We start from the raw sequence: 24,685 nt of genomic DNA on the forward strand, positions 1-24,685 counted from the left end.
GTACACCCACGGGGAGAGGGAGAAAGTCATCCTTTCATCCACGCCCGGATGCCGTCCAGGAACATCTGCGTCGCCATCATTACCAGAATCAGCCCCATCAGACGCTCCAGCGCGTTCACTCCTTTCTCACCCAGCAGGCGCAGGAACAGCGACGACTGCAGCAGAATAATAAATGTTCCGCCCCAGGCAATCAGCAGGGCAATGACCAGATGGCTCATCTGATTCGGATACTGATGCGACAGCAGCATCAGCGTCGCCAGAATGGTTGGCCCCGCGACGAGGGGAATCGCCAGCGGCACGATAAACGGCTCTTCGCCCGCGGGCAGGCCGCTGCTGCTGCCTTCGGCGCTCGGGAAGATCATCTTAATGGCAATCAGGAAGAGAATAATCCCGCCGGAAATGGAGACCGTTTCGGCGCGCAGGTTCAGGAACGCGAGGATTTTTTCACCGGCAAACAGGAAGATAAACATCACCAGCAGGGCAATAAGCAGCTCGCGGATCATGATCGCCCGGCGGCGCTTCGGCTCGGTGTGCTTCAGCACCGACATGAAGATGGGCAGGTTGCCCAGTGGATCCATTATCAGGATCAATAAAACCGCTGCTGAAATGATTTCACTCATGTAAATTATCCCTGAAACTCTCTATGGTTATTATGATAATTAGCTGTATTTCTGATTGCCGGGCAATCATCGATTAATTTCGCTTGCGACTTTGGCAGCATTTTGTAATGTGAAGCATATCCCAGTTCAATACTGGCTTGCACAATCAGCACACACCCTCAGCAGGAAAAAAATGCTATGAAAAACGTTGGTTTCATCGGCTGGCGCGGTATGGTCGGCTCTGTACTCATGCAACGCATGGTTGAAGAGCGCGATTTCGACGCTATCCGCCCGGTCTTCTTCTCCACTTCCCAGCTCGGCCAGGCTGCTCCGTCCTTTGGTGGTACCACAGGCACGTTGCAGGACGCTTACGATCTGGAAGCGCTGAAGGCACTCGACATTATTGTGACCTGCCAGGGCGGCGATTATACCAACGAAATCTATCCAAAGCTGCGTGAAAGCGGCTGGCAGGGCTACTGGATTGACGCGGCCTCTTCACTGCGCATGAAAGACGATGCCATCATTATTCTCGACCCGGTTAACCAGGACGTCATCACCGACGGCCTGAACAACGGCGTAAAAACCTTTGTTGGCGGCAACTGCACCGTCAGCCTGATGCTGATGTCACTCGGCGGCCTGTTCGCGCAGGACCTGGTGGAGTGGGTCTCCGTGGCGACCTACCAGGCCGCGTCCGGCGGCGGCGCGCGCCACATGCGCGAGCTGCTGACCCAGATGGGCCAGCTGCACCAAAGCGTCGCGACCGAGCTGGCAAACCCGGCGTCCGCCATCCTCGACATCGAGCGCAAAGTCACTCAGCTGACCCGCAGCGGCGAGCTGCCGGTGGATAACTTCGGCGTACCGCTGGCCGGCGGCCTGATCCCGTGGATCGACAAACAGCTGGATAACGGCCAGACCCGCGAAGAGTGGAAGGGCCAGGCGGAGACCAACAAAATCCTCGCCACCGCGAATACCATTCCGGTTGACGGTCTGTGCGTGCGTATCGGCGCGCTGCGCTGCCACAGCCAGGCCTTCACCATTAAACTGAAAAAAGATGTGTCTATTCCGACCGTGGAAGAGCTGCTGGCCGCGCACAACCCGTGGGCGAAAGTGGTACCAAACGATCGCGATATCACCATGCGTGAACTGACCCCGGCTGCCGTTACCGGTACGCTGACCACGCCGGTTGGCCGCCTGCGCAAGCTGAACATGGGGCCGGAGTATCTCTCCGCGTTCACCGTCGGCGACCAGCTGTTGTGGGGTGCCGCCGAGCCGCTGCGCCGCATGCTGCGCCAGCTGGCGTAATAATTTGTTAAACACGGGGGGTGATTGTCACCCCCTTTTTTTGCGTACTACATGGAGTAAAACGCAGATGTCTTATTTTTTATCAGGAGGAACCACGACGTTGGCTATGCTTTAAGGAAGATTTATTTCTCACCTGAGGGTAGGGCGGAGCAGAGAGGATCAACTGCACCGTTTAGGTCACATTAAAAGTCGTCCCGGAGCGCGTAAAAAGGGCGACATAAAAAAACAGGATGAATACCATGTCCGATCGTATTTCGAGAGACGTGATTAATGCGCTTATTGCGGGTCATTTTGCAGACCCCTTTTCTGTGCTAGGGATGCACCGTACAGAGGCCGGACTGGAAGTTCGGGCGCTGTTGCCGGATGCGACAGAAGTGTGGGTTATCGAACCCAAAACCGGCCGCAAGGTGGGTAATCTGGAATGCCTCGATTCGCGCGGCTTCTTCTCGGGCGTCATGCCCCGCCGTAAAAACCCCTTTCGCTATCAGCTCGCCGTTATCTGGCACGGCCAGCAAAACCTGATTGACGATCCCTACAGCTTTGGGCCGCTCTTAAAAGAGATGGACGCCTGGCTGCTGTCCGAAGGGACCCATTTACGCCCCTACGAAACGCTGGGTGCCCACGCGGATACCATGGACGGTATCACCGGCACGCGCTTTGCCGTATGGGCGCCAAACGCCCAGCGCGTCTCCGTCGTTGGGCAGTTCAACTACTGGGACGGTCGCCGCCACCCGATGCGCCTGCGCCGTGAGACGGGCATCTGGGAGCTGTTTATCCCCGGGGCGCATAACGGCCAGCTCTACAAATTTGAGATGATCGACGCGCACGGCAAGCTGCGCATTAAAGCCGACCCGTACGCCTTTGAGGCGCAGATGCGCCCGGATACCGCATCGCTGATCTGCGGCCTGCCGGAGAAGGTCGTTCAGACCGAGGAGCGCAAGCAGGCCAACCGCTTTGATGCGCCGATCTCCGTTTACGAAGTGCATCTCGGCTCCTGGCGCCGCCACACCGATAACAACTTCTGGCTCAGCTACCGGGAGCTCGCCGACCAGCTGGTGCCGTACGCCAAATGGATGGGCTTTACCCACCTCGAACTGCTGCCGGTTAACGAGCACCCGTTCGACGGCAGCTGGGGCTATCAGCCCACCGGGCTGTATGCGCCCACGCGGCGCTTCGGCACGCGCGATGATTTCCGCTATTTCATTGATGCCGCGCACGCCGCCGGGCTGAACGTGATCCTCGACTGGGTCCCGGGCCATTTCCCGTCGGACGATTTTGCGCTGGCAGAGTTCGACGGCACAAAGCTGTACGAGCACAGCGACCCGCGCGAAGGCTATCACCAGGACTGGAACACGCTGATCTACAACTACGGTCGCCGTGAAGTGTCGAATTACCTGGTGGGGAATGCGCTGTACTGGATCGAACGCTTCGGCATTGACGCCCTGCGCGTGGATGCGGTGGCCTCGATGATCTACCGCGACTACAGCCGCAAAGAGGGGGAGTGGATCCCGAACGAGTATGGCGGCCGTGAAAACCTCGAAGCGATTGAGTTTCTGCGCAACACCAACCGCATCATCGGCGAGCAGGTGGAAGGCGCCGTGACCATGGCGGAAGAGTCGACGGACTTTGCGGGCGTCTCCCGCCCTCCGTCATCAGGCGGCCTGGGGTTCTGGTACAAGTGGAACCTGGGCTGGATGCACGACACGCTCGACTACATGAAGCTCGACCCGGTTTATCGTCAGTATCACCACGATAAGCTCACCTTCGGGCTGCTCTACAACTACACCGAAAACTTCATACTGCCGCTGTCGCATGATGAAGTGGTGCACGGCAAAAAATCCATTCTCGACCGCATGCCGGGCGACGCGTGGCAGAAGTTTGCCAACCTGCGCGCCTACTACGGCTGGATGTTTGCCTTCCCGGGCAAAAAGCTGCTGTTTATGGGCAATGAGTTCGCCCAGGGTCGCGAGTGGAACCACGACACCAGCCTCGACTGGCATCTGCTGGAGGGCGGCGACAACTGGCACCACGGCGTACAGCGTCTGGTGCGCGACCTGAACCTGACCTACCGCCACCACAAAGCGCTACACGAGCTGGACTTTGATCCGTACGGCTTTGAGTGGCTGGTGGTGGACGACCACGAGCGCTCGGTGTTTGTCTTTGTGCGTCGCGATAAAGCGGGCAACGAGATTATCGTCGCCAGCAACTTCACGCCGGTGCCGCGCGAACACTACCGCTTCGGCATTAACCAGCCGGGCAAATGGCGCGAGATCCTGAATACCGATTCCATGCATTACCACGGCAGTAACGCCGGTAATGGCGGGCTGGTGCAGAGCGATGCGATTGAAAGCCACGGGCGTCCAAACTCCCTGAGCCTGACGCTGCCGCCGCTTGGCACCATCTGGCTGATGCGGGAGGGAGAATGACGCAGCTTACGGCAGGTAAACCCGAACCGCTCGGCGCGAGTTTTGATGGAAAGGGGGTGAACTTCACGCTCTTTTCTGCTCACGCGGAGCGGGTGGAGCTCTGCGTGTTTGACGGGGAGGGTAACGAGCACCGTTACGATTTACCGTCCCGCACGGGAGACATCTGGCACGGTTACCTGTCCGGCGGGCGTCCGGGAATGCACTACGGTTTTCGCGTACACGGCCCGTGGGAGCCTTCTCAGGGGCACTGGTTTAACCCGGCGAAGCTGCTGATTGACCCGTGCGCGCGCCGCGTGGACGGCGAGTTTAAAGACGACCCGCTGTTCCACGTCGGCTACGGCGAACCGGACCACCGCGATAGCGCGCCCGTCGCGCCGAAAAGCGCGGTGGTGCACGATCTCTACGACTGGGAAGACGATGCCCCGCCGCGCACGCCGTGGGGTAACACCGTCATCTATGAAGCGCACGTCAAAGGGCTGACCTACCTGCACCCGTCGATCCCCAAAGAGATGCGCGGCACCTACAAAGCGCTGGGGCATCCGACCATGGTCGCTTACCTGAAGCATTTGGGCATCACCGCGCTGGAGCTGCTTCCGGTGGCGCATTTCGCCAGCGAGCCGCGTCTTCAGCGTCTTGGGTTAAGCAACTACTGGGGCTACAACCCGCTGGCGATGTTCGCTCTCGACCCGCGCTACGCGGTGCATCCGGAGAAAGCGCGGGACGAGTTTCGCGACGCGGTGAAGGCACTCCACGCCGCGGGCATTGAGGTCATTCTGGACGTGGTGCTGAACCACAGTGCGGAAAGCGATCTTGACGGCCCGACGCTCTCACAGCGCGGAATCGATAACCGTAGCTATTATTGGATCAGGGAAGATGGCGATTACGAGAACTGGACCGGGTGCGGTAACACCCTCAACCTCAGCCATCCGGCCGTTACGCATTACGCGTACGAATGCCTGAAATACTGGGTAGAGACGTTCCACGTGGACGGTTTTCGTTTCGACCTGGCGCCGGTGATGGGGCGCACTCCAGCATTTAGCCAGCAGGCGCCGCTGTTTGAGGCGATAAAAAACTGCCCGGTGCTCTCAACGGTGAAGCTGATTGCGGAACCCTGGGACATTGGTGAAGGCGGTTATCAGGTGGGGAACTTCCCGCCGCTGTTTGCCGAGTGGAACGACCACTACCGCGATGCCATCCGCCGATTCTGGCTGGCGCGCGATTTGTCGCTGGGCGAGTTCGCCGGACGCTTTGCCGGCTCCAGCGATCTCTTTAAGCGCGACGGAAAACGTCCGTCGGCCACCATCAACCTGGTGACGGCGCATGACGGTTTTACGCTGCGCGACTGCGTTTGTTTCAATCAGAAACACAATGAGGCCAACGGCGAAGAGAATCGCGATGGCACTAACAATAACCATAGCTTCAATCATGGTATAGAAGGGTTAGGCGGAAGTCTGGATGTGATCGAGCGGCGACGCGCCAGCGTTCATGCGCTGCTGACGACGCTTTTGCTGTCTCAGGGCACGCCGATGCTGCTGGCGGGCGACGAGCACGGCCACAGCCAGCACGGCAATAACAACGCCTATTGCCAGGACAATACCTTAACCTGGCTCGACTGGGGGGAGGCGAACAGCGGGTTGACCCATTTCACCGCGGCGCTGATCCACCTTCGCCAGCAGATCCCCGCCCTTACCGCCGACAGCTGGTGGGAAGAGGGCGACGGCAACGTTAGCTGGCTGAATAAAGACGCGCAGCCGTTGAGCGCGCAAGAGTGGCAACACGGCATCACCTGCCTGCAAATCCTGCTTTCGGGTAAGTGGCTGGTGACGCTGAACGCGACGGACGACGTCGCAGAGATTGTTTTACCTGACGGGGAGTGGCGAGCTGTTCCCCCCTTTGCCGGAGCGGATAATCCGGTAGTAATGGCTGTCTGGCACGGGCCTGCGCACGGAGTGTGCGTATTCCAAAGATGATAAAAAAGGAGTTAGTCATGGTTAGATTAGAGAAGAACGATCCGTTAATGTTGGCGCGCCAGCTACCATTAAAAACCGTTGCCCTGATACTTGCGGGCGGGCGTGGTACCCGTCTGAAAGATTTGACCATCAAGCGCGCCAAGCCGGCCGTTCACTTTGGTGGTAAGTTCCGCATTATCGACTTTGCGCTCTCAAACTGCCTGAACTCGGGCATTCGCCGCATTGGCGTCATTACGCAGTATCAGTCGCACACCCTGGTGCAGCACATTCAGCGCGGCTGGTCATTCTTCAGCGAAGAGATGAACGAGTTTGTCGATCTGCTCCCGGCGCAGCAGCGTGTACACGGGGAAAACTGGTACCGCGGCACGGCGGATGCGGTGACCCAAAACCTCGACATTATTCGCCGCTACAGCGCGGAATACATCGTGATCCTCGCGGGTGACCACATCTACAAGCAGGATTACTCGCACATGCTGATCGACCACGTCGAAAAAGGGGCGCGCTGCACCGTGGCGTGTCTGCCGGTGCCCGTTGCCGAGGCGACGGCGTTTGGCGTGATGCACGTGGATGCGGACGACAAGATTATCGACTTCGTTGAAAAACCGGCGAACCCGCCAACCATGCCGGGCGATGACACCAAATCGCTCGCCAGCATGGGGATCTATGTCTTTGATGCAGATTATCTTTATGAGTTGCTCGAAGAAGACGACAAAGACGAAAGCTCCAGCCACGACTTCGGTAAAGACATCATCCCGAAAATCACCAAAGCTGGCATGGCCTATGCACATCCCTTCCCATTGTCCTGCGTGCAGTCCGATCCGAATGCGGAGCCTTACTGGCGCGATGTGGGAACCCTGGAAGCGTACTGGAAAGCCAACCTCGATCTGGCGTCCGTGACGCCTGAGCTGGATATGTACGACCAGAACTGGCCGATTCGTACCCACATGGAATCCCTGCCGCCGGCGAAGTTCGTGCAGGACCGCTCCGGCAGCCACGGCATGACCCTGAACTCGCTGGTCTCCGGCGGGTGCATCATCTCCGGTTCGGTGGTGGTGCAGTCCGTGCTGTTCCCGCGCGTGCGTATAAACTCATTCTGTAATATCGATTCGGCGGTTCTGCTGCCGGATGTCTGGGTAGGGCGTTCGTGTCGTCTGCGTCGCTGCGTGATCGACCGCGCCTGCGTCATTCCTGAGGGAATGGTGATTGGTGAAAACGCGGAAGAAGATGCGCGTCGCTTCTACCGTTCTGAAGAGGGGATCGTGTTAGTCACACGGGAAATGTTGCGGAAGCTGCAGATCAAACAGGAGCGATGATGCAGGTTTTACACGTATGTTCTGAGATGTTCCCGTTGTTAAAAACGGGCGGCCTGGCGGATGTTCTTGGTGCATTACCCGCGGCGCAAATCGCCGGTGGAGTCGATACCCGTGTCCTGCTGCCCGCCTTCCCGGATATCCGGCGCGGCATACCTGATGCAAAGGTCGTGACCCGCCGTGAAACGTTTGCCGGACGCATCACCCTGCTGTTTGGGCACTACAACGGCGTAGGGATCTACCTGATCGACGCGCCGCACCTGTACGACCGTCCGGGCAGCCCGTATCACGATACCAACCTGTTCGCCTATACCGACAACGTGCTGCGCTTTGCGCTGCTCGGCTGGGTGGGGGCGGAGATGGCCGTCGGGCTGGATCCATTCTGGCGTCCGGATGTGGTCCACGCGCACGACTGGCACGCCGGGCTGACGCCAGCGTATCTGGCGGCAAAAGGGCATCCGGCAAAATCGGTGTTTACGGTGCACAACCTGGCGTATCAGGGCATGTACTATGCGCATCATATGAATGACATCGATCTGCCATGGTCGTTCTATAACATGCACGGGCTGGAGTTCAACGGGCAAATTTCGTTCCTGAAGGCCGGGCTGTACTACGCCGACCACATCACGGCGGTGAGCCCCACCTACGCGCGTGAAATTACCCGGCCGGAGTTTGGCTACGGTCTGGAAGGGCTGCTGCAGCAGCGCCATCGTGAAGGCCGCCTGTCGGGCATTCTGAACGGCGTGGATGAGCAGATCTGGAGCCCTGAAACCGATCTCCTGCTGGCCGCGCGCTATGGCCGCGACTCGGTGGAAGATAAAGCCGAAAACAAACGCCAGCTGCAAATTGCGATGGGGCTGAAGGTCAACGACAAGGTGCCGCTGTTTGCGGTGGTCAGCCGCCTGACCAGCCAGAAAGGGCTGGATCTGGTGCTGGAGGCGCTGCCCGGTTTACTGGAGCAGGGCGGACAGCTGGCGCTGCTCGGCGCGGGCGACCCGGTGCTGCAGGAAGGTTTCCTCGCCGCCGCCGCGGAACATCCGGGGCAGGTGGGCGTGCAGATTGGCTATCACGAAGCGTTCTCGCATCGCATTATGGGCGGCGCGGACGTGATTCTGGTGCCGAGCCGTTTCGAACCCTGCGGCCTGACGCAGCTCTACGGCCTGAAATACGGCACGCTGCCGCTGGTGCGCCGCACGGGCGGGCTGGCGGATACGGTGTCGGATAGCTCTCTGGAAAACCTGGCGGACGGTATCGCCAGCGGGTTTGTCTTTGAAGACAGTAATGCCTGGTCGCTGCTTCGGGCGATTCGGCGTGCGTTCGTCTTGTGGTCCCGTTCATCCCTGTGGCGTTACGTTCAGCGTCAGGCGATGTCCATGGACTTTAGCTGGCACGTTGCGGCGCAGTCGTACCGCGACCTTTATCAACGCTTGATGTAACGAGGCGAAGTTACTGATATGAACGCTCCATTTAGCTACTCTTCCCCCACGCTCAGCGTTGAGGCGTTAAAGCACTCCATCGCCTACAAGCTGATGTTTACCATCGGGAAAGATCCGGTCATCGCCAACAAGCACGAGTGGCTGAACGCCACCCTGTTTGCGGTGCGTGACCGCATGGTCGAACGCTGGCTGCGCTCTAACCGCGCCCAGCTTTCGCAGGAGACGCGGCAGGTTTACTACCTGTCGATGGAATTTTTGATTGGCCGCACCCTCTCCAACGCGCTGCTGTCGCTCGGTATCTACGACGACGTCAAAACCGCGCTGGAAGAGATGGGGCTGGATTTAGAAGAGCTGATTGACGAAGAGAACGACCCGGGGCTGGGTAACGGTGGTCTCGGGCGTCTTGCCGCCTGCTTCCTTGACTCGCTGGCAACGCTGGCGCTGCCGGGGCGCGGCTACGGTATTCGCTACGACTACGGCATGTTCAAGCAGAACATCGTTGACGGCCGCCAGAAAGAGTCCCCGGACTACTGGCTGGAATACGGCAACCCGTGGGAGTTCAAGCGCCACAACACGCGCTACAAGGTGCGCTTTGGCGGACGCATTCAGCAGGAAGGGAAAAAGTCCCGCTGGGTGGAAACCGAAGAGATCCTCGCCGTGGCCTATGATCAGATCATCCCCGGCTATGACACCGATGCGACCAATACGCTGCGCCTGTGGAATGCCCAGGCGAGCAGCGAAATCAACCTCGGTAAATTTAACCAGGGCGACTACTTTGCGGCGGTGGAAGATAAAAACCACTCCGAGAACGTCTCCCGCGTGCTGTACCCGGATGACTCAACCTACTCCGGGCGCGAGCTGCGCCTGCGTCAGGAGTATTTCCTCGTCTCCGCGACGATTCAGGACATCCTCAGCCGTCACCATCAGCTGCACAAAACCTACGCCAACCTGGCGGAGAAAACCGCGATTCACCTTAACGACACCCATCCGGTGCTCTCCATTCCCGAGCTGATGCGCCTGCTGATCGACGAGCACAAGTTCAGCTGGGACGACGCGTTTGAGGTGACGTGCCAGGTGTTCTCCTACACCAATCACACCCTGATGAGCGAAGCGCTGGAGACCTGGCCGGTGGACATGCTCGGCAAAATTCTGCCGCGCCACCTGCAAATCATCTTCGAGATCAACGACTACTTCCTCAAGACGCTGCAGGAGCAGTACCCGAACGATACCGGGCTGCTGAGCCGTGCCTCGATCATTGATGAATCCAACGGTCGTCGCGTGCGCATGGCCTGGCTGGCGGTGGTGATCAGCCACAAGGTTAACGGGGTGTCCGAGCTGCACTCGAACCTGATGGTGCAGTCCCTGTTTGCGGACTTCGCGAAGATCTTCCCGACGCGCTTCTGCAACGTCACCAACGGCGTTACGCCGCGCCGCTGGCTGGCGCTGGCCAACCAGCCGCTCTCTGACGTGCTGGATGAGAATATCGGCCGCACCTGGCGCACCGATTTGAGCCAGCTGAGCGAGCTTAAGCAGCATATTGATTTCCCGACGGTGAACAAGGCCGTGCGGGAAGCCAAGCTGCTGAACAAGAAACGTCTGGCGGTCTGGCTGGCGATGCACCTCAACGTGGTCGCAAACCCGAAAGCGCTGTTTGACGTGCAGATCAAGCGCATCCACGAGTACAAGCGTCAGCTGATGAACGTGCTGCACGTGATCACCCACTACAACCGCATTAAGGCCGATCCAACCGCAGAGTGGGTGCCGCGCGTGAAGATCTTCGCCGGTAAGGCGGCTTCCGCTTACTACATGGCGAAGCACATTATTCACCTGATCAACGACGTGGCGAAGGTGGTGAACCAGGATCCGGAGATTGGCGACAAGCTGAAGGTGGTATTCATCCCGAACTACAGCGTCAGCCTGGCGCAGCTGATCATCCCGGCGGCAGATCTCTCCGAGCAGATCTCCACGGCGGGAACGGAAGCGTCCGGCACCAGCAACATGAAGTTTGCCCTCAACGGCGCGCTGACCATCGGCACCCTGGACGGGGCGAACGTCGAGATGCTGGAGCACGTAGGGGAAGAGAATATCTTTATCTTCGGCAATACCACCGAAGAAGTGGAGGCGCTGCGCAGGAAAGGCTACTCCCCGCGTGAGTTCTATGAAGGGGATGAAGAGCTACGTCAGGTCCTGACGCAGATTGCGACCGGTGTGTTCAGCCCCGACGAGCCGGGCCGCTATCGCGATCTGGTGGATTCGCTGATTAACTTTGGCGACCACTATCAGGTGCTGGCGGATTATCGCAGCTACGTGGACTGCCAGGATAAAGTGGACGAGCTGTACCGTCAGCAGGAGAAGTGGACCAGCGCGGCGATGCACAACATCGCCAACATGGGGTATTTCTCGTCTGACAGGACCATCAAGGAGTATGCCGAGAACATCTGGCATATTGATCCGGTGCGGTTGTAAAAACAAAGCCCGGTGGCGCCACCGGGCTTTTTTCATTTACGACGCCAATGATAATTCACGCTTCCCCGCATGCTGCTGCAGCCACTGCGCCACGCGAGACTGCTGCTCGGCGTTAAGCCACATCCCTTCTTTGGTACGACGCCAGATGGCATCTTCAAGGCGGCGAACCCACTCGTGCTCAACCAGGTAGCGCAGCTCGGCCTCGTACAGCTCGTGGCCGAAATGTTCACCCAGATCGGCAAGCGATTTCGCGTCGCCCAGGAACAGCTCGGTATTGCTGCCGTAGGTGCGGGCGTAGTGGCGCGCCATCCCTTCGGTAATGAACGGGAAGCGACGGCGCAGCTTCGCGGCGTAATCGTCGCGGTTTCCGCCAATATCTCCGCCGGGCAGCACTGCCTCTTTGGTCCACGCCGGGCCAATACCTTTGTAGTACGGCGCCAGTTTTTCCAGCGCGTGCTCGGCCAGCTTGCGGTAGGTAGTCAGCTTGCCGCCAAACACCGACAGCAGCGGTGCCTGACCGTCTACGTCGTGGATATCAAGCGTGTAGTCGCGGGTGATGGCCTGCGGTGAGTCAGACTCGTCATCGCACAGCGGACGCACGCCAGAGTAGGTCCAGACCACGTCGTCGCGCGAAAGCTGTTTCTTAAAGTGCGCGTTATACACTTTCAACAGGTAGTTGACTTCGCTCTCGTCGATCTCAACGTTTTTCGGATCGCCTTTGTACTCCACGTCGGTGGTCCCGATGATGGAGAATTCGTCCATCCACGGGATCACAAACACGATGCGTTTATCTTCGTTTTGCAGGATATAAGCCTGCTTCTGGGTATGCACGCGCGGCACCACAATGTGGCTGCCCTTGATCAGGCGGATGCCGTACGGCGAAGGCAGGTGCATGCCGTCGTCGAAGAACTGCTTCACCCACGGGCCGGTAGCGTTCACCAGGCCGCGCGCTTTCCAACTGAACTTCTCGCCGGTATCCACGTCTTCTGCTTCCACAATCCACAGGCCGTTTTCACGACGGGCGGCGGTCGCGCGGGTGCGGGTTTTCACCTCGCCGCCTTTCTTCTCGACCATCTGCGCATTCGCCAGAACCAGACGCGCATCGTCCACCCAGCAGTCTGAATATTCGAAACCGCGCACGATTTCCGGCTTAAGGACCGATTCTGAGCCAAAACGCAAACCGTTCGAACCCGGCAGGCTGGTGCGTTTGCCCAGATGATCGTACATAAACAGGCCGATGCGGATCATCCACGCCGGACGCAGGTGCGGGCGGTGCGGCAGGCGGAAGCGCATCGGGATCGCCAGATGCGGGGCCATTTTCAGCAGCACTTCGCGTTCGGCCAGCGCTTCGCTGACCAGGCGGAATTCGTAGTGTTCCAGGTAGCGCAGGCCACCGTGGATCAGCTTGGAGCTGGCGGACGACGTCGCGCAGGCGAGATCGTTAGCTTCCAGCATCAGCACGGATAAACCGCGTCCTGCGGCATCAACCGCAATACCGGCACCGTTGATGCCACCGCCTATCACAATCAGATCTTTGGTTTCCATAACACCCTCATGCACTTTCGTTAAAGCTCAAAAATGTTCGATATCGCTCATAATAGCAAAGGAACGCGCTTTTGGTAACATCAAAAAAACAATTTAGAGTGATATGGATAACATAATGGCGTTTACCCGCCGCCAGGACGTACACTACGGGGTAAAATCTTGTCGTTGACCACTGTAAAGAGAACACCATGGATCAGTTTGAATGTATTAACGTAGAAGAAGCCCACCAGAAGATGCACCAGGGAAAAGCGGTGCTGGTGGACATCCGCGACCCGCAGAGTTTTGCGATGGGCCACACGCCGGGCGCGTTTCATCTGACCAACGACACGCTGGGCGCGTTTATGCGCGATAACGACTTCGAAACGCCCGTTATGGTCATGTGCTACCACGGCAACAGCAGCAAAGGCGCGGCGCAGTATCTGATTCAGCAAGGCTATGACGCGGTTTACAGCGTCGACGGCGGCTTCGATGCCTGGCATCGTCATTTCCCGGCAGAAGTGGAATACGCGTTTGAGCGCTAATCCCGCTATACTGTCCCCTTTTGTGTGGAAATAAGCGACCGCTGCCCATGTTGATGATCACCTCTTTTACCAACCCGCGCGTCGCCCAGGCGTTTGTCGACTATATGGCGACGCAGGGCGTTATTCTGACTATTCAGCAACATACTCAGACCGACGTCTGGCTGGCCGACGAGAGCCAGGCTGCGCGGGTCAACGAGGAGCTGGCGCGTTTCCTTGAGAACCCCGGCGACCCGCGCTATCTGGCGGCCAGCTGGCAATCCGGGCAGACCGGCAGCGGACTGCATTACAGCCGCTTTCCCTTCCTTGCCACGATTCGCGAGCGCGCGGGCCCGTTTACGCTGCTGCTGATGGCAGCCTGCATTATCGTCTTCATTATTATGAACGTGGTGGGCGACCAGAGCGTGATGATCGCGCTGGCGTGGCCATATGATCCGTCGCTGGATTTTGACGTCTGGCGCTACTTTACCCACGCGCTGATGCATTTCTCGGTGATGCATATCCTCTTTAACCTGCTGTGGTGGTGGTATCTCGGCGGTATCGTTGAGAAGCGGCTCGGCAGCGGCAAGCTGATTGTCATCACCGTAATCAGCGCCCTGCTGAGCGGCTATGTACAACATAAATTCAGCGGCCCGTGGTTCGGCGGGCTGTCGGGTGTCGTCTACGCTTTGATGGGCTACGTCTGGCTTCGCGGGGAGCGCGACCCGGAAAGCGGCATCTATTTACAACGCGGATTAATAGCCTTTGCGTTAATATGGCTAATTGCCGGATGGTTTGATCTGTTTGGTATGTCTATCGCCAATGGTGCGCACGTCACCGGCCTCGCCGTCGGTCTTGCAATGGCGCTTGCCGACACGCTCCATGCGCGAAAACGAACATAATTCTCAGGGATAATTGATGAAACAAACACAACGCCATGACGCCATTATCGAACTGGTCAAAAAACAGGGATACGTCAGCACCGAAGAGCTGGTCGAGCAGTTTGCCGTCAGCCCGCAAACCATCCGTCGTGACCTGAACGATCTGGCCGATCAGAACCGTATTTTGCGCCACCACGGCGGCGCGGCGCTGCCGTCCAGCTCGGTCAACACCTCCTGGCACGACCGTAAAGCCACGCAGACGGCAGAAAAAGAGCGCATTGCGCGTAAAGTGGCGAGCCAAATCCCGAACGGTGCGACGCTGTTTATTGATATCGGCACCACGCCGGAAGCGGTCGCTCATGCGCTGCTGGATCATGAGAACCTGCGCGTGGTGACCAACAACCTGAACGTCGCCAACACGTTGATGCAGAAAGATGATTTCCGCATCATCCTCGCGGGCGGCGAACTGCGCAGCCGCGACGGCGGAATTATCGGCGAAGCGACGCTCGACTTTATCTCTCAGTTCCGCCTCGACTTCGGCATCCTGGGGATCAGCGGCATCGACAGCGATGGCTCGCTGCTGGAGTTTGATTACCACGAGGTGCGCACCAAGCGCGCAATCATTGAAAACTCGCGCCACGTGATGCTGGTGGTGGATCACTCGAAGTTTGGCCGTAACGCGATGGTGAACATGGGCAGCATCAGCATGGTGGATGCGGTCTATACCGACGTGATGCCGCCAGCGGGCGTGATGCAGGTGATTAAGGATAATAATTTGCAGTTAGAGTTGTGTTGAAAAGCCGTTCTCCCTCTCCCTGTGGGAGAGGGCCGGGGTGAGGGCATCAGGCCGCACAAAACTAAACTCCGTACCCCATCATCTTCAACAGCTGCTGCGCATGCTGCACCGCGTCCTGACGGTGCGCCACGCCCAGCTTCTGATACAGATTGCGAATGTGCGTTTTGATGGTGGTTGCCGCCACCGCCAGCTCACCGGCAATCTGCTCGTTACTGTATCCGGAATAGATCAGCCCCAGCACCTGCCATTCGCGCTGGGTGAGCGGGCTGGTGCGAATAAGCTCCGGCACTTCCGGGTGGTTCAGCAGGCGTTCAACAAAGTTCTCGTCGAAATGCGCAAACTTGTGGCGATGGTGCTGATTAATCTCGCGCAGGATTCGCTGGGCGCGATGCTGATCCAGCTCCGGCAGCGTGTTGAGCTGAATCAGCTGGCGCAGCTGCTGCGCCATCACTTCACCTTCAATCACGAAGTGGCTAATAAACCCGGTGCGGTTCGCCAGCTGCAAGGCTTCCAGCAGCACGCGCTGGGCGTCATTTTTGCGGCCCGCCTGCCAGTAAAGCTGGTTGAGCAGCAGCAGGTTGCGGTTCAGATCGCTCATCAGACGCAGGCTGCGGGCGTTTTCGTTTAACTCTTCTAGCACAATTTCGGCAGGCTCAAAGTCACCCAGCAGGATCTGCACGCGGGCGATGTTGCGCCACTGGCTTTGCAGGAAGTGGTTATTGGCAAATTCCGGTTTAGGCGTCTGGCGCAGCCAGTTGGCGGCGGATTTTTTGTCCCCCGTCATCTGCCAGTAAATCACCCGAACCTTGTCGGCGTTCGATACCCAGTCGCTGTGGTACTGACCGTTGCCGAGCAGGTTTTCCAGACGGTTAAGGTGATTGCGGGCGTTATCCAGATCGCCACGCGCCAGCGAGCACTGCACCAGCAGGGCCAGACACTGCAATTGCTGCTGAGGCTGGAAGCCAGAGAGCACGTTCACACCCTGACGGGCGCAGCTTTCTGCTTCATCCAGACGCGACCATGCCCACAGCAGTTGAGCGCGAATACGCAACAGGAACTCGTGCATCGGCAGCTGTTCCAGGTGCTGTTCACGAATCAGCTGGAACGCTTTTTCCTGATTTTCCCAGGCGGCCTGCAGGAACCCCTGTGCGAATAAAATCTCGCTTTGCTGGATCAGGCTCCACAGGGCGTAGTGCCATACATCATGGCGGCGCGCCATCTGCTCGGTTTGCTGCATCAGCGAAAGGGAGCGCGTCAGTTCTCCCTTGCAGTGCAGCACTTCGCCGTGCACCGAGGTAGCCACAATCCGGCTGTAGAAATTCGCCAGCGGCAGTTCATCCAGCGCGACCATCGCCAGCCGTTCCGCTTCATCCGCATCGCCGTCGTTAATCGCGACCTGCGCCCGCAGGGCGTTAAATTCGCCGTGCAGGGTGATATCCATTTCGCTTTCCATCTCCTGCTCGGCGCGCGCCAGCAGGGTATTCACTTCGCTGTAGCGGTGCTGGCTCTGCATCAGCCAGGCCTGGAGCAGCACCAGGCGCGGGTTCTCCAGCAGGCTCTCCCACGGCAAGGCTTTCAACGACTCTTCCAGCAGCGTCAGTTCGCTGTGGTTAAACAGCCCCCACGCGTGGTTAAGCAGGATATCGCGCAGCATGCTGGCGTCACCGGCGGCAAGCGCGTGGTGAATGGCCTCGCTCGGGAAGCCTTGCGCCATCCAGCTTTCGGCGGCGGCGCGGTGGATTTCCGGCAATTCCGTTGCCAGCTCCCACTGGCAGCGCTGGCGCAGGAAGCTGCCAAACAGCGGGTGATAGCTGAACCACTCTCCGGGGTCGTCCATGCGCGTCAGGAACAGGCCCTGACGTTCAATCTCTTCCAGCTGCAGCTGACCGTTCTCACAGCCTGTTACGCGCACAATCAGCGCGTCGTTCATGGAGCGCAGCAGGGAGCTTTTCAGCAGGAAATTGCGGGTGGAGGGATCGACGCTGTTCAGCACCTCATCCACCAGGTAATCCGAAAGATGGCTGGCGTTGATGCCGGCCAGACGGCGCGCCGACTGGTGCGTCGGGCTGTTGTTTTGCCGGGCAGAAAGGGCAATCAGCTGCAGCGCCGTGGCCCAGCCCGCGACATCATCACACAGGCGGCTGCTTTCGGAGGCCTCAATGGGTGAGGTCAGGCGGCAGTCAAAGAACTGTTTCGCTTCCTGGTGGGTAAAGGCCAGCTGCTGGCTGCCCACTTCCAGAAGCTGATCGCGCACGCGCAGGTTGGCAATACCGAGCTGCGGCAGGTTGCGTGACAGCACGACCAGGGTCAGGTTTTCCGGCTGGTGGCGCAGGAAGAAGCGCATCGACTCATGGATAACCGGGTTCGTGATCAGATGATAGTCATCAATTACCACGTACAGCGGGCGATGCCATTCGGCCAGTTCGATAAACAGCTGAGAAAAAAGGGAGGACAGGCTGGCGTACTGGCGCTTTTGCACCATTGCCTCGCTGGCGACGCAGTGTCCGTTGGTTGCCTGTTGAATAGCGGCAATCAGATAGCTGGCAAAACGCTCTTGCTGGTTGTCGCCCTCGTCGAGGGAGTACCAGCCAAGATCGCTCTTACCTGCGGCCCATTGTGAAATGAGCGTTGTTTTTCCATAACCTGCAGGGCTCGTAACCAGCGCCAGTCGGAAATTATGCGCGCCGGAAAGTTTAGCCAGCAGACGCTCGCGGACCACTGTATGGTCAAGACGAACCGGGCGACTTAATTTTGACGGAATCAACATAGGTTTCACTTCACTGTGGGGAACGAGAGAATTTATTTTTTTTGCGCTTCGTAATTAATAGCTATAAGGTCGGTCAGAAAGAGAACTATTGCAAGTTATGTCTGGCTTTTGTGGCTCTGAATTTGCACTCTGTCACAAAACATTCCGGCCAGTGCTGGAACTTTTTTGAAAAGGCTTTGATGCCGCGTCAATGCTGGCTTGTATGGATGTCACGAGGCTGGGCTGAAACTGGTTTCAGAAAGGTATAATGACGTCGAATTTAATAAACTTCAGGTAAAGTTGAGTGAGATTAATAATCTCCTTAGGCAGAACCCGATTGCTGAAATATTATTCTCCGTAAGCAATCATTTCCGCGTGGATTAATTTCATCCAAAACCGCATTTCATTTCTTTGACATTCTCCCCGGTTACTTTTTTATCTTCCGGGCACACTCCAGCTATGCTCTCAGAGTGGCCTCGATCACACTTTTACGCTCATCCCCGCTACTCCTCCCTGCCTAATCCCCCACGGGAGGAGGAAGAGGTGAAATGAGCCAGGCACACTAGCGCCAACTTGTGTTTTCTTTCTAAAGGATGCCGATCCCCTATGTCACAGCCTACCTTCAACAAAGCTCAATTCCAGGCTGCCCTGACGCGTCAGTGGCAGCGTTTTGGCCTTCATGCTGCAAACGAGATGACGCCTCACCAGTGGTGGCAGGCGGTGAGCGGGGCGCTCGCAGAGCAGCTGGATGCTCAGCCCGTGGCGAAGCCCGTCAAAGGCCAGCGTCACGTTAACTATATCTCGATGGAGTTCCTGATTGGCCGCCTGACCGGCAACAACCTGCTGAACCTTGGCTGGTATCAGGAGGTGGGTGATGTGCTGAAAGAGCACGACATTAACCTGACCGACCTGCTGGAAGAAGAGATCGACCCGGCGCTGGGCAACGGCGGACTGGGGCGTCTGGCGGCCTGTTTCCTTGACTCTATGGCAACGGTCGGCCAGTCGGCGATTGGCTATGGCCTGAACTACCAGTACGGCCTGTTCCGTCAGTCGTTTGCCGACGGCCACCAGATGGAAGCGCCGGACGACTGGCATCGCAATACCTACCCGTGGTTCCACCACAACGCGCAGTTGGACGTGCAGGTCGGCATCGGCGGGAAAGTGACGAAGCAGGGGCTCTGGGAACCGGCGTTCACTATTACCGGTGAAGCCTGGGATCTGCCGGTGCTCGGCTACCGTAACGGCGTGGCGCAGCCGCTGCGCCTGTGGCAGGCGAAGCACGCGCATCCGTTCAACCTGACCAAATTCAACGACGGCGATTTCCTGCGCGCTGAGCAGCAGGGGATCGACGCCGAGAAGCTGACGAAAGTGCTTTATCCGAACGACAACCATCTGGCGGGCAAAAAGCTGCGCCTGATGCAGCAGTACTTCCAGTGCGCCTGCTCCGTGGCGGACATTCTGCGTCGCCATCACCTGGCGGGCCGCAAGCTGGCGCAGCTGCCGGACTTCGAAGTCATTCAGCTTAACGATACGCACCCGACTATTGCCATCCCGGAACTGCTGCGCGTGCTGATTGACGAGCATCAGCTGAGCTGGGACGACGCCTGGGCCATCACCAGCCGCACCTTCGCCTATACCAACCACACCCTGATGCCGGAAGCGCTGGAGTGCTGGGATGAGAAGCTGGTGAAAACGCTGCTGCCGCGCCACATGCAGATCATCAACAAGATTAACGACCAGTTCAAAACGCTGGTGGAGAAAACCTGGCCGGGCGACAAAGCCGTCTGGGCGAAGCTGGCGGTGGTGCACGACAAACAGGTGCGTATGGCGAACATGTGCGTGGTGAGCGGCTTTGCCGTTAACGGCGTGGCGGCGCTGCACTCCGATCTGGTGGTGAAAGATCTGTTCCCGGAATATCACCAGCTGTGGCCGACCAAATTCCACAACGTGACCAACGGCATTACGCCGCGTCGCTGGATCAAGCAGTGCAATCCGCTGCTGGCCGGCCTGCTGGATAAGACCCTGAAGAAAGAGTGGGCCAACGATCTGGACCAGTTGATTAACCTGGAAAAATACGCCGACGACGCGAAATTCCGCGAGCAGTACCGCGCGATCAAGCTGGAGAACAAGGTTCGCCTGGCGGAGTTTGTGAAAATGCGTACCGGGATTGAGATCAACCCGAACGCGATTTTCGATATCCAGATCAAACGCCTGCACGAGTACAAGCGTCAGCACCTGAACCTGCTGCATATTCTGGCGCTGTACAAAGAGATCCGCGAGAACCCGCAGGCCGACCGCGTGCCGCGCGTGTTCCTGTTCGGTGCGAAGGCGGCGCCGGGCTACTACCTGGCGAAAAACATTATCCTCGCCATCAATAAAGTGGCGGCGGCGATCAACAGCGATCCGAAAGTGGGCGACAAGCTGAAGGTCGTGTTCCTGCCGGATTACTGCGTCTCGGCGGCTGAAATGCTGATCCCGGCGGCGGATATCTCCGAGCAGATCTCGACCGCAGGGAAAGAAGCGTCCGGTACTGGCAACATGAAGCTGGCGCTGAACGGCGCGCTGACCGTCGGCACGCTGGACGGTGCGAACGTCGAAATCGCCGAGAAGGTCGGTGAAGAGAACATCTTTATCTTCGGCCATACTGTTGAAGAAGTGAAAGCCATCAAGGCCAAAGGCTACGACCCGGTGAAATGGCGTAAAAAAGACAAAGTGCTGGATGCGGTGCTGAAGGAGCTGGAAAGCGGCAAATACAGCGATGGCGACAAGCACGCGTTTGACCAGATGCTGCACAGCATGGACAAACACGGCGGCGACCCGTACCTGGTGATGGCGGACTTCACGGCCTACGTTGAAGCGCAGAAACAGGTCGACGTGCTGTACCGCGACCAGGAGGCGTGGACCCGGGCGTGCATTCTGAACACCGCGCGCTGCGGCATGTTCAGCTCTGACCGCTCAATCCGTGATTATCAGGCCCGTATCTGGCAGGCAAAACGCTAAGGAAGCGCGATGGAGAGTAAACGTCTGGACAGTGCCGCGCAGGCGGCGGGAATTAGCCTCAGTTACATCAATGCGCACGGCAAACCGCAGTCTATTGGTGCGGACACCAAAAGACGTTTGCTGGATGCCATGCACAAAACCGACGCGAACGCGTCGGTTGCTCCGGTGCCAAACGTGAAGGTCTTTACCGCAGGCAAAAAGATGCCGCTGGCGGTGGAGGGGCGCGGCGAGTTTAGCTGGCTGCTCACCACCGAAGAGGGGCATCAGCATAAAGGCCACGCCACCGGCGGCAAAACGTTAAACCTTCCGGCAAAGCTGCCGGAGGGCTATCACAGCCTGACGCTCACCCAGGACGAACAGCGTTTTCACTGCCGGGTGATCGTCGCGCCAAAACGCTGCTATGAGCCGCAGGCGCTGCTCGAAGGCAAAAAGCTGTGGGGCGCCTGCGTGCAGCTCTATACGCTGCGTTCAGACAGCAACTGGGGCATCGGCGATTTTGGCGATCTGAAAAAGATGCTGGCATCTGTTGGTGAGCGCGGCGGCGCGTTTATCGGCCTCAACCCGATCCACGCGCTCTATCCGGCCAACCCGGAAAGCGCGAGCCCGTACAGCCCGTCTTCCCGACGCTGGCTAAACGTGATTTACATCGACGTTAACGCGTTAGACGATTTCAAAAACAGCAAAGAGGCGCAGGCGTGGTGGAAGCTTGAGACCACCCAGCAGCTGCTGAAGCAGGCCCGCGATGCGGACTGGGTAGATTATGCCTCCGTGACCGCGCTGAAAATGGCGGCTCTGCGCCTGGCGTGGAAAGGCTTTGCGAAGCGCGACGACGAGCAGATGGCGGCCTTCCGCCAGTTCGTGATGCAGGAAGGTGAAAGCCTCTACTGGCAGGCGGCATTTGATGCGCTGCACGCGTATCAGGTGAAAGAGGACGAAATGCGCTGGGGCTGGCCGGTCTGGCCGGAAGCGTATCAGACCGTGGATACCCCTGAAGTCAAAGCCTTCTGTAAAAATCATGTCGACGAGGTGGACTTCTACCTGTGGCTGCAGTGGCTGGCGTACAGCCAGTTTGCCGCCTGCTGGCAGGTGAGCCAGGGCTATAAGATGCCGATCGGCCTGTATCGCGATCTGGCCGTGGGCGTGGCGGAAGGCGGCGCGGAAACCTGGTGTGACCGTGAGCTTTACTGCCTGAAAGCATCCGTCGGCGCGCCGCCGGATATCCTCGGCCCGCTCGGTCAGAACTGGGGCCTGCCGCCGATGGATCCGCACGTGATGGCGGCGCGCGCCTACGAGCCGTTTATCGACCTGCTGCGCGCGAACATGCAGAACTGCGGGGCGCTGCGCATCGACCACGTGATGTCCGTGCTGCGCCTGTGGTGGATCCCGTACGGTGAAACGGCCGATCACGGGGCGTACGTGCAGTATCCGGTGGACGATCTGCTGTCGATCCTGGCCCTGGAGAGTAAACGTCATCAGTGCATGGTGATCGGTGAAGATCTCGGTACCGTACCGGTGGAAATTGTCAGCAAGCTCCGCGACAGCGGGGTTTATTCCTACAAAGTGCTCTATTTTGAAAACGACCATGAGAAAACCTTCCGCGCGCCGAAAGCGTACCCTGAACAGTCAATGGCAGTCGCGACGACGCATGATCTTCCTACGCTCAGAGGCTACTGGGAAAGCGGCGATCTGACCCTCGGCAAAACGCTGGGCCTCTATCCAGATGAAGAGGTTCTGCGCGGGCTGTATCAGGACCGCGAGCTGGCGAAGCAGGGGCTGCTGGACGCTCTGCACAAGCATGGCTGTCTGCCGAAGCGTGCCGGACATAAGGCGTCGCTGATGGCAATGACCCCAACGCTCAACCGTGGCCTGCAGCGCTATATTGCCGACAGCAACAGCGCTTTGCTCGGCCTGCAGCCGGAAGACTGGATTGATATGGCGGAGCCGGTGAACGTTCCGGGCACCAGCTATCAGTACAAGAACTGGCGCCGCAAGCTGTCCACAACGCTTGAGACGATGTTTGCCGATGACGGGGTGAACAGGCTGATTAAGGATTTGGATAAGCGCAGAAGGGCGGTGGGTAAGAAGTCGTAATTTGCCCCTCACCCTAGCCCTCTCCCCAAAGGGGAGAGGGAACCGATCGAGCAGGAGATTCAGAGAGCCATATTCAACAGCAGACACCCTACCAGGCCGCAGACCGAAATAATGGTTTCCAGCATTGACCAGGACTTGATGGTTTCACCGATGGTCAGGTTGAAGTACTCCTTGAACAGCCAGAAGCCCGGATCGTTCACGTGAGAGAAAATCACGCTGCCGGAGCCTACCGCAATAACCATCAGCTCAGGGCTGACGCCCGTGGTGGCAATCAGCGGCGCAACGATACCGCCCGCTGTAATCGCCGCAACGGTTGCAGAACCCAGCGCGATACGCAGCACGGCAGCAATAGACCACGCCATCAGGATTGGAGAGATATTGGTTTCATGCATCATGGAAGCGATGTATTTGTCCACGCCGCTGTCGACCAGCACCTGCTTGAACGCACCGCCACCGCCGATAATCAGCAGCATCATGGCAATGATTTTGATGGACGAGGTCAGCGTGTCGTTGATCTGATCCATGGAGCGGCCACGGTTCAGGCCGAAGGTGAACATCGCAATCAATACCGCAATCAGCGTTGCCATCACCGGGTCGCCGAGGAACTCGGCAACGGCCAGGAAAGCGTGGCCTTTCGGCAGGATCATCTCCGCCACGGCGCGCATTGCCATCAGGATCACCGGTACCAGCGAGGTCCAGACGCTGACGCCAAAGCCTGGCATCTCTTCTTCAGTGAAGGTTTTGGCGCTGTACAGACCTTCCGGAATAGGCTTATCAATGCCTTTCAGGAAACGGGCATATACCGGGCCTGCCAGAATTACGGTCGGGATCGCCAGAATCGTACCGAACAGCAGGGTTTTACCCATATCGGCGTGGAAGATGGTGGCGATGGCGGTTGGACCCGGGTGCGGCGGCAGGAAGCCGTGGGTCACGGACAGCGCAGCAGCCATTGGCACACCCACGAACAGCAGCGGGATGTTGGCCGCGGCGGCGATGGTGAACACCAGCGGCAGCATCAGCACGAAGCCCACTTCATAGAACAGCGCGAAACCGACGGTAAAACCGGTTAACACCACCGCCCACTGGATGTTCTTCTTACCAAACTTTTCGATAAGCGTGGTGGCAATACGCTGCGCGCCCCCGCAGTCCGCCAGCATTTTACCGAGCATGGCGCCGAAGCCCATGATCAGCGCCAGGCTGCCGAGCGTGCCGCCGACACCGGCTTTGATAGAGCTGATAACTTTAACCAGCGGCATCCCCTGCATCAGACCGACTGCAAGTGCCACCAGAACCAGAGCGATAAATCCGTTCATTTTGAAGCGGATCATCAAGAGCAGTAATAACACAACACCGATAGCAACGATGACTAATGGCATGATTTACCTGGCCTTTGAATTGTTATGGGTAACGTCATTGTTTCAACGACAAATTCCGGTTGTCCCAACTGGGAACAGAGTGGTTAACGGCACTCATACTGATGCCTGCGAAACAGATAAGTTTAGTCGGCTGTTATAAGGGTGTTGAGTGCCCACGAGAATGATACGGGTAACATATCGTGGTTGAGAATCACCCGGTGAGGCAAAATTTGAATTATGAGACGCAGGTCAACATATAGAGGGG

15 protein-coding genes are annotated in these 24,685 nt (G+C 58.3%); 11 read left to right on the forward strand and 4 right to left on the reverse strand.

All coding sequences use genetic code 11. The features are described 5' to 3' along the window. Positions 1-26: 26 nt before the first annotated feature. Positions 27-620 (reverse strand): NAAT family transporter YhgN, encoded by a 594-nt coding sequence (gene yhgN, locus IM284_RS02495; RefSeq protein WP_003861574.1) that lies wholly within the window; start codon positions 618-620, stop codon positions 27-29. Between the two features lie 177 nt (positions 621-797). Here yhgN and asd point away from each other — a divergent pair, with 177 nt between their 5' ends. The 6 genes from asd (at position 798) to glgP (ending at position 11,509) form a co-directional block, all read left to right on the forward strand. After that, positions 798-1,901 (forward strand): aspartate-semialdehyde dehydrogenase, encoded by a 1,104-nt coding sequence (asd, locus tag IM284_RS02500; protein ID WP_022649649.1) that lies wholly within the window; start codon positions 798-800, stop codon positions 1,899-1,901. Positions 1,902-2,140: 239 nt separating this feature from the next. Further along, the gene (glgB, locus tag IM284_RS02505) at positions 2,141-4,327 is read left to right on the forward strand and encodes a 1,4-alpha-glucan branching enzyme (RefSeq protein ID WP_047367205.1); all 2,187 of its coding nucleotides are present in this window, start codon (positions 2,141-2,143) and stop codon (positions 4,325-4,327) included. Next, the gene (gene glgX / locus IM284_RS02510; RefSeq protein WP_047367204.1) at positions 4,324-6,297 is read left to right on the forward strand and encodes a glycogen debranching protein GlgX; all 1,974 of its coding nucleotides are present in this window, start codon (positions 4,324-4,326) and stop codon (positions 6,295-6,297) included. The genes glgB and glgX overlap by 4 nt, the downstream gene beginning before the upstream one ends. Positions 6,298-6,314: 17 nt before the next feature. Further along, positions 6,315-7,610: a glucose-1-phosphate adenylyltransferase gene (gene glgC / locus IM284_RS02515; protein ID WP_028014690.1), complete on the forward strand. Its 1,296-nt coding sequence runs from the start codon at positions 6,315-6,317 to the stop codon at positions 7,608-7,610. After that, a complete protein-coding gene (glgA, locus tag IM284_RS02520) occupies positions 7,610-9,043 on the forward strand; it encodes a glycogen synthase GlgA (RefSeq protein ID WP_193055711.1) in 1,434 nt (477 codons plus the stop codon). The genes glgC and glgA overlap by 1 nt, the downstream gene beginning before the upstream one ends. A gap of 18 nt (positions 9,044-9,061) precedes the next feature. Next, complete coding sequence (gene glgP, locus IM284_RS02525; protein WP_041911899.1) at positions 9,062-11,509, forward strand: glycogen phosphorylase; 2,448 nt, start codon at positions 9,062-9,064, stop codon at positions 11,507-11,509. Positions 11,510-11,545: 36 nt separating this feature from the next. On the opposite strand, the gene glpD is transcribed toward glgP, so the two are convergent. Beyond that, on the reverse strand, positions 11,546-13,054 hold the full coding sequence (gene glpD, locus IM284_RS02530) for a glycerol-3-phosphate dehydrogenase (protein ID WP_041911900.1): 1,509 nt from the start codon (positions 13,052-13,054) through the stop codon (positions 11,546-11,548). Positions 13,055-13,242: 188 nt separating this feature from the next. Between glpD and glpE the strand changes: the two genes are divergently transcribed. From glpE to IM284_RS02545, 3 genes are read left to right on the forward strand one after another with little or no spacing between them, the layout of a single operon-like run. After that, complete coding sequence (gene glpE / locus IM284_RS02535) at positions 13,243-13,575, forward strand: thiosulfate sulfurtransferase GlpE (protein WP_028014686.1); 333 nt, start codon at positions 13,243-13,245, stop codon at positions 13,573-13,575. A 47-nt stretch (positions 13,576-13,622) separates the two neighbouring features. Further along, complete coding sequence (gene glpG, locus IM284_RS02540) at positions 13,623-14,453, forward strand: rhomboid family intramembrane serine protease GlpG (RefSeq protein ID WP_028014685.1); 831 nt, start codon at positions 13,623-13,625, stop codon at positions 14,451-14,453. 16 nt (positions 14,454-14,469) lie between these two features. Further along, positions 14,470-15,228 (forward strand): DeoR/GlpR family transcriptional regulator, encoded by a 759-nt coding sequence (locus IM284_RS02545; protein ID WP_008503060.1) that lies wholly within the window; start codon positions 14,470-14,472, stop codon positions 15,226-15,228. Positions 15,229-15,289: 61 nt separating this feature from the next. Here IM284_RS02545 and malT read toward each other — a convergent pair whose 3' ends face one another. Continuing rightward, positions 15,290-17,995, reverse strand: a complete 2,706-nt coding sequence (malT, locus tag IM284_RS02550) for an HTH-type transcriptional regulator MalT (protein ID WP_047367202.1) — start codon at positions 17,993-17,995, stop codon at positions 15,290-15,292. 585 nt (positions 17,996-18,580) lie between these two features. Between malT and malP the strand changes: the two genes are divergently transcribed. Both malP and malQ read left to right on the forward strand, forming a co-directional pair. Continuing rightward, on the forward strand, positions 18,581-20,974 hold the full coding sequence (gene malP, locus IM284_RS02555; protein WP_047367201.1) for a maltodextrin phosphorylase: 2,394 nt from the start codon (positions 18,581-18,583) through the stop codon (positions 20,972-20,974). Positions 20,975-20,983: 9 nt separating this feature from the next. Continuing rightward, on the forward strand, positions 20,984-23,065 hold the full coding sequence (gene malQ, locus IM284_RS02560; protein WP_047367200.1) for a 4-alpha-glucanotransferase: 2,082 nt from the start codon (positions 20,984-20,986) through the stop codon (positions 23,063-23,065). Between the two features lie 59 nt (positions 23,066-23,124). Here the strand turns inward: malQ and gntT are convergent, their stop codons facing one another. Beyond that, a complete protein-coding gene (gene gntT / locus IM284_RS02565) occupies positions 23,125-24,441 on the reverse strand; it encodes a gluconate transporter (protein ID WP_028014680.1) in 1,317 nt (438 codons plus the stop codon). Positions 24,442-24,685 lie beyond the last annotated feature (244 nt).

The organism is Enterobacter cloacae complex sp. P12RS, assembly GCF_014895875.1.
Taxonomy (GTDB): Bacteria; Pseudomonadota; Gammaproteobacteria; order Enterobacterales; family Enterobacteriaceae; genus Enterobacter; species Enterobacter bugandensis.

What these genes read in the sequence shown, in the direction of transcription:
- yhgN (WP_003861574.1), bottom strand. Translation starts at nt 620, where the DNA reads ATGAGTGAAATCATTTCAGCAGCGGTTTTATTGATCCTGATAATGGAT.
- asd (WP_022649649.1), top strand. Translation starts at nt 798, where the DNA reads ATGAAAAACGTTGGTTTCATCGGCTGGCGCGGTATGGTCGGCTCTGTA.
- glgB (WP_047367205.1), top strand. Translation starts at nt 2,141, where the DNA reads ATGTCCGATCGTATTTCGAGAGACGTGATTAATGCGCTTATTGCGGGT.
- glgX (WP_047367204.1), top strand. Translation starts at nt 4,324, where the DNA reads ATGACGCAGCTTACGGCAGGTAAACCCGAACCGCTCGGCGCGAGTTTT.
- glgC (WP_028014690.1), top strand. Translation starts at nt 6,315, where the DNA reads ATGGTTAGATTAGAGAAGAACGATCCGTTAATGTTGGCGCGCCAGCTA.
- glgA (WP_193055711.1), top strand. Translation starts at nt 7,610, where the DNA reads ATGCAGGTTTTACACGTATGTTCTGAGATGTTCCCGTTGTTAAAAACG.
- glgP (WP_041911899.1), top strand. Translation starts at nt 9,062, where the DNA reads ATGAACGCTCCATTTAGCTACTCTTCCCCCACGCTCAGCGTTGAGGCG.
- glpD (WP_041911900.1), bottom strand. Translation starts at nt 13,054, where the DNA reads ATGGAAACCAAAGATCTGATTGTGATAGGCGGTGGCATCAACGGTGCC.
- glpE (WP_028014686.1), top strand. Translation starts at nt 13,243, where the DNA reads ATGGATCAGTTTGAATGTATTAACGTAGAAGAAGCCCACCAGAAGATG.
- glpG (WP_028014685.1), top strand. Translation starts at nt 13,623, where the DNA reads ATGTTGATGATCACCTCTTTTACCAACCCGCGCGTCGCCCAGGCGTTT.
- IM284_RS02545 (WP_008503060.1), top strand. Translation starts at nt 14,470, where the DNA reads ATGAAACAAACACAACGCCATGACGCCATTATCGAACTGGTCAAAAAA.
- malT (WP_047367202.1), bottom strand. Translation starts at nt 17,995, where the DNA reads ATGTTGATTCCGTCAAAATTAAGTCGCCCGGTTCGTCTTGACCATACA.
- malP (WP_047367201.1), top strand. Translation starts at nt 18,581, where the DNA reads ATGTCACAGCCTACCTTCAACAAAGCTCAATTCCAGGCTGCCCTGACG.
- malQ (WP_047367200.1), top strand. Translation starts at nt 20,984, where the DNA reads ATGGAGAGTAAACGTCTGGACAGTGCCGCGCAGGCGGCGGGAATTAGC.
- gntT (WP_028014680.1), bottom strand. Translation starts at nt 24,441, where the DNA reads ATGCCATTAGTCATCGTTGCTATCGGTGTTGTGTTATTACTGCTCTTG.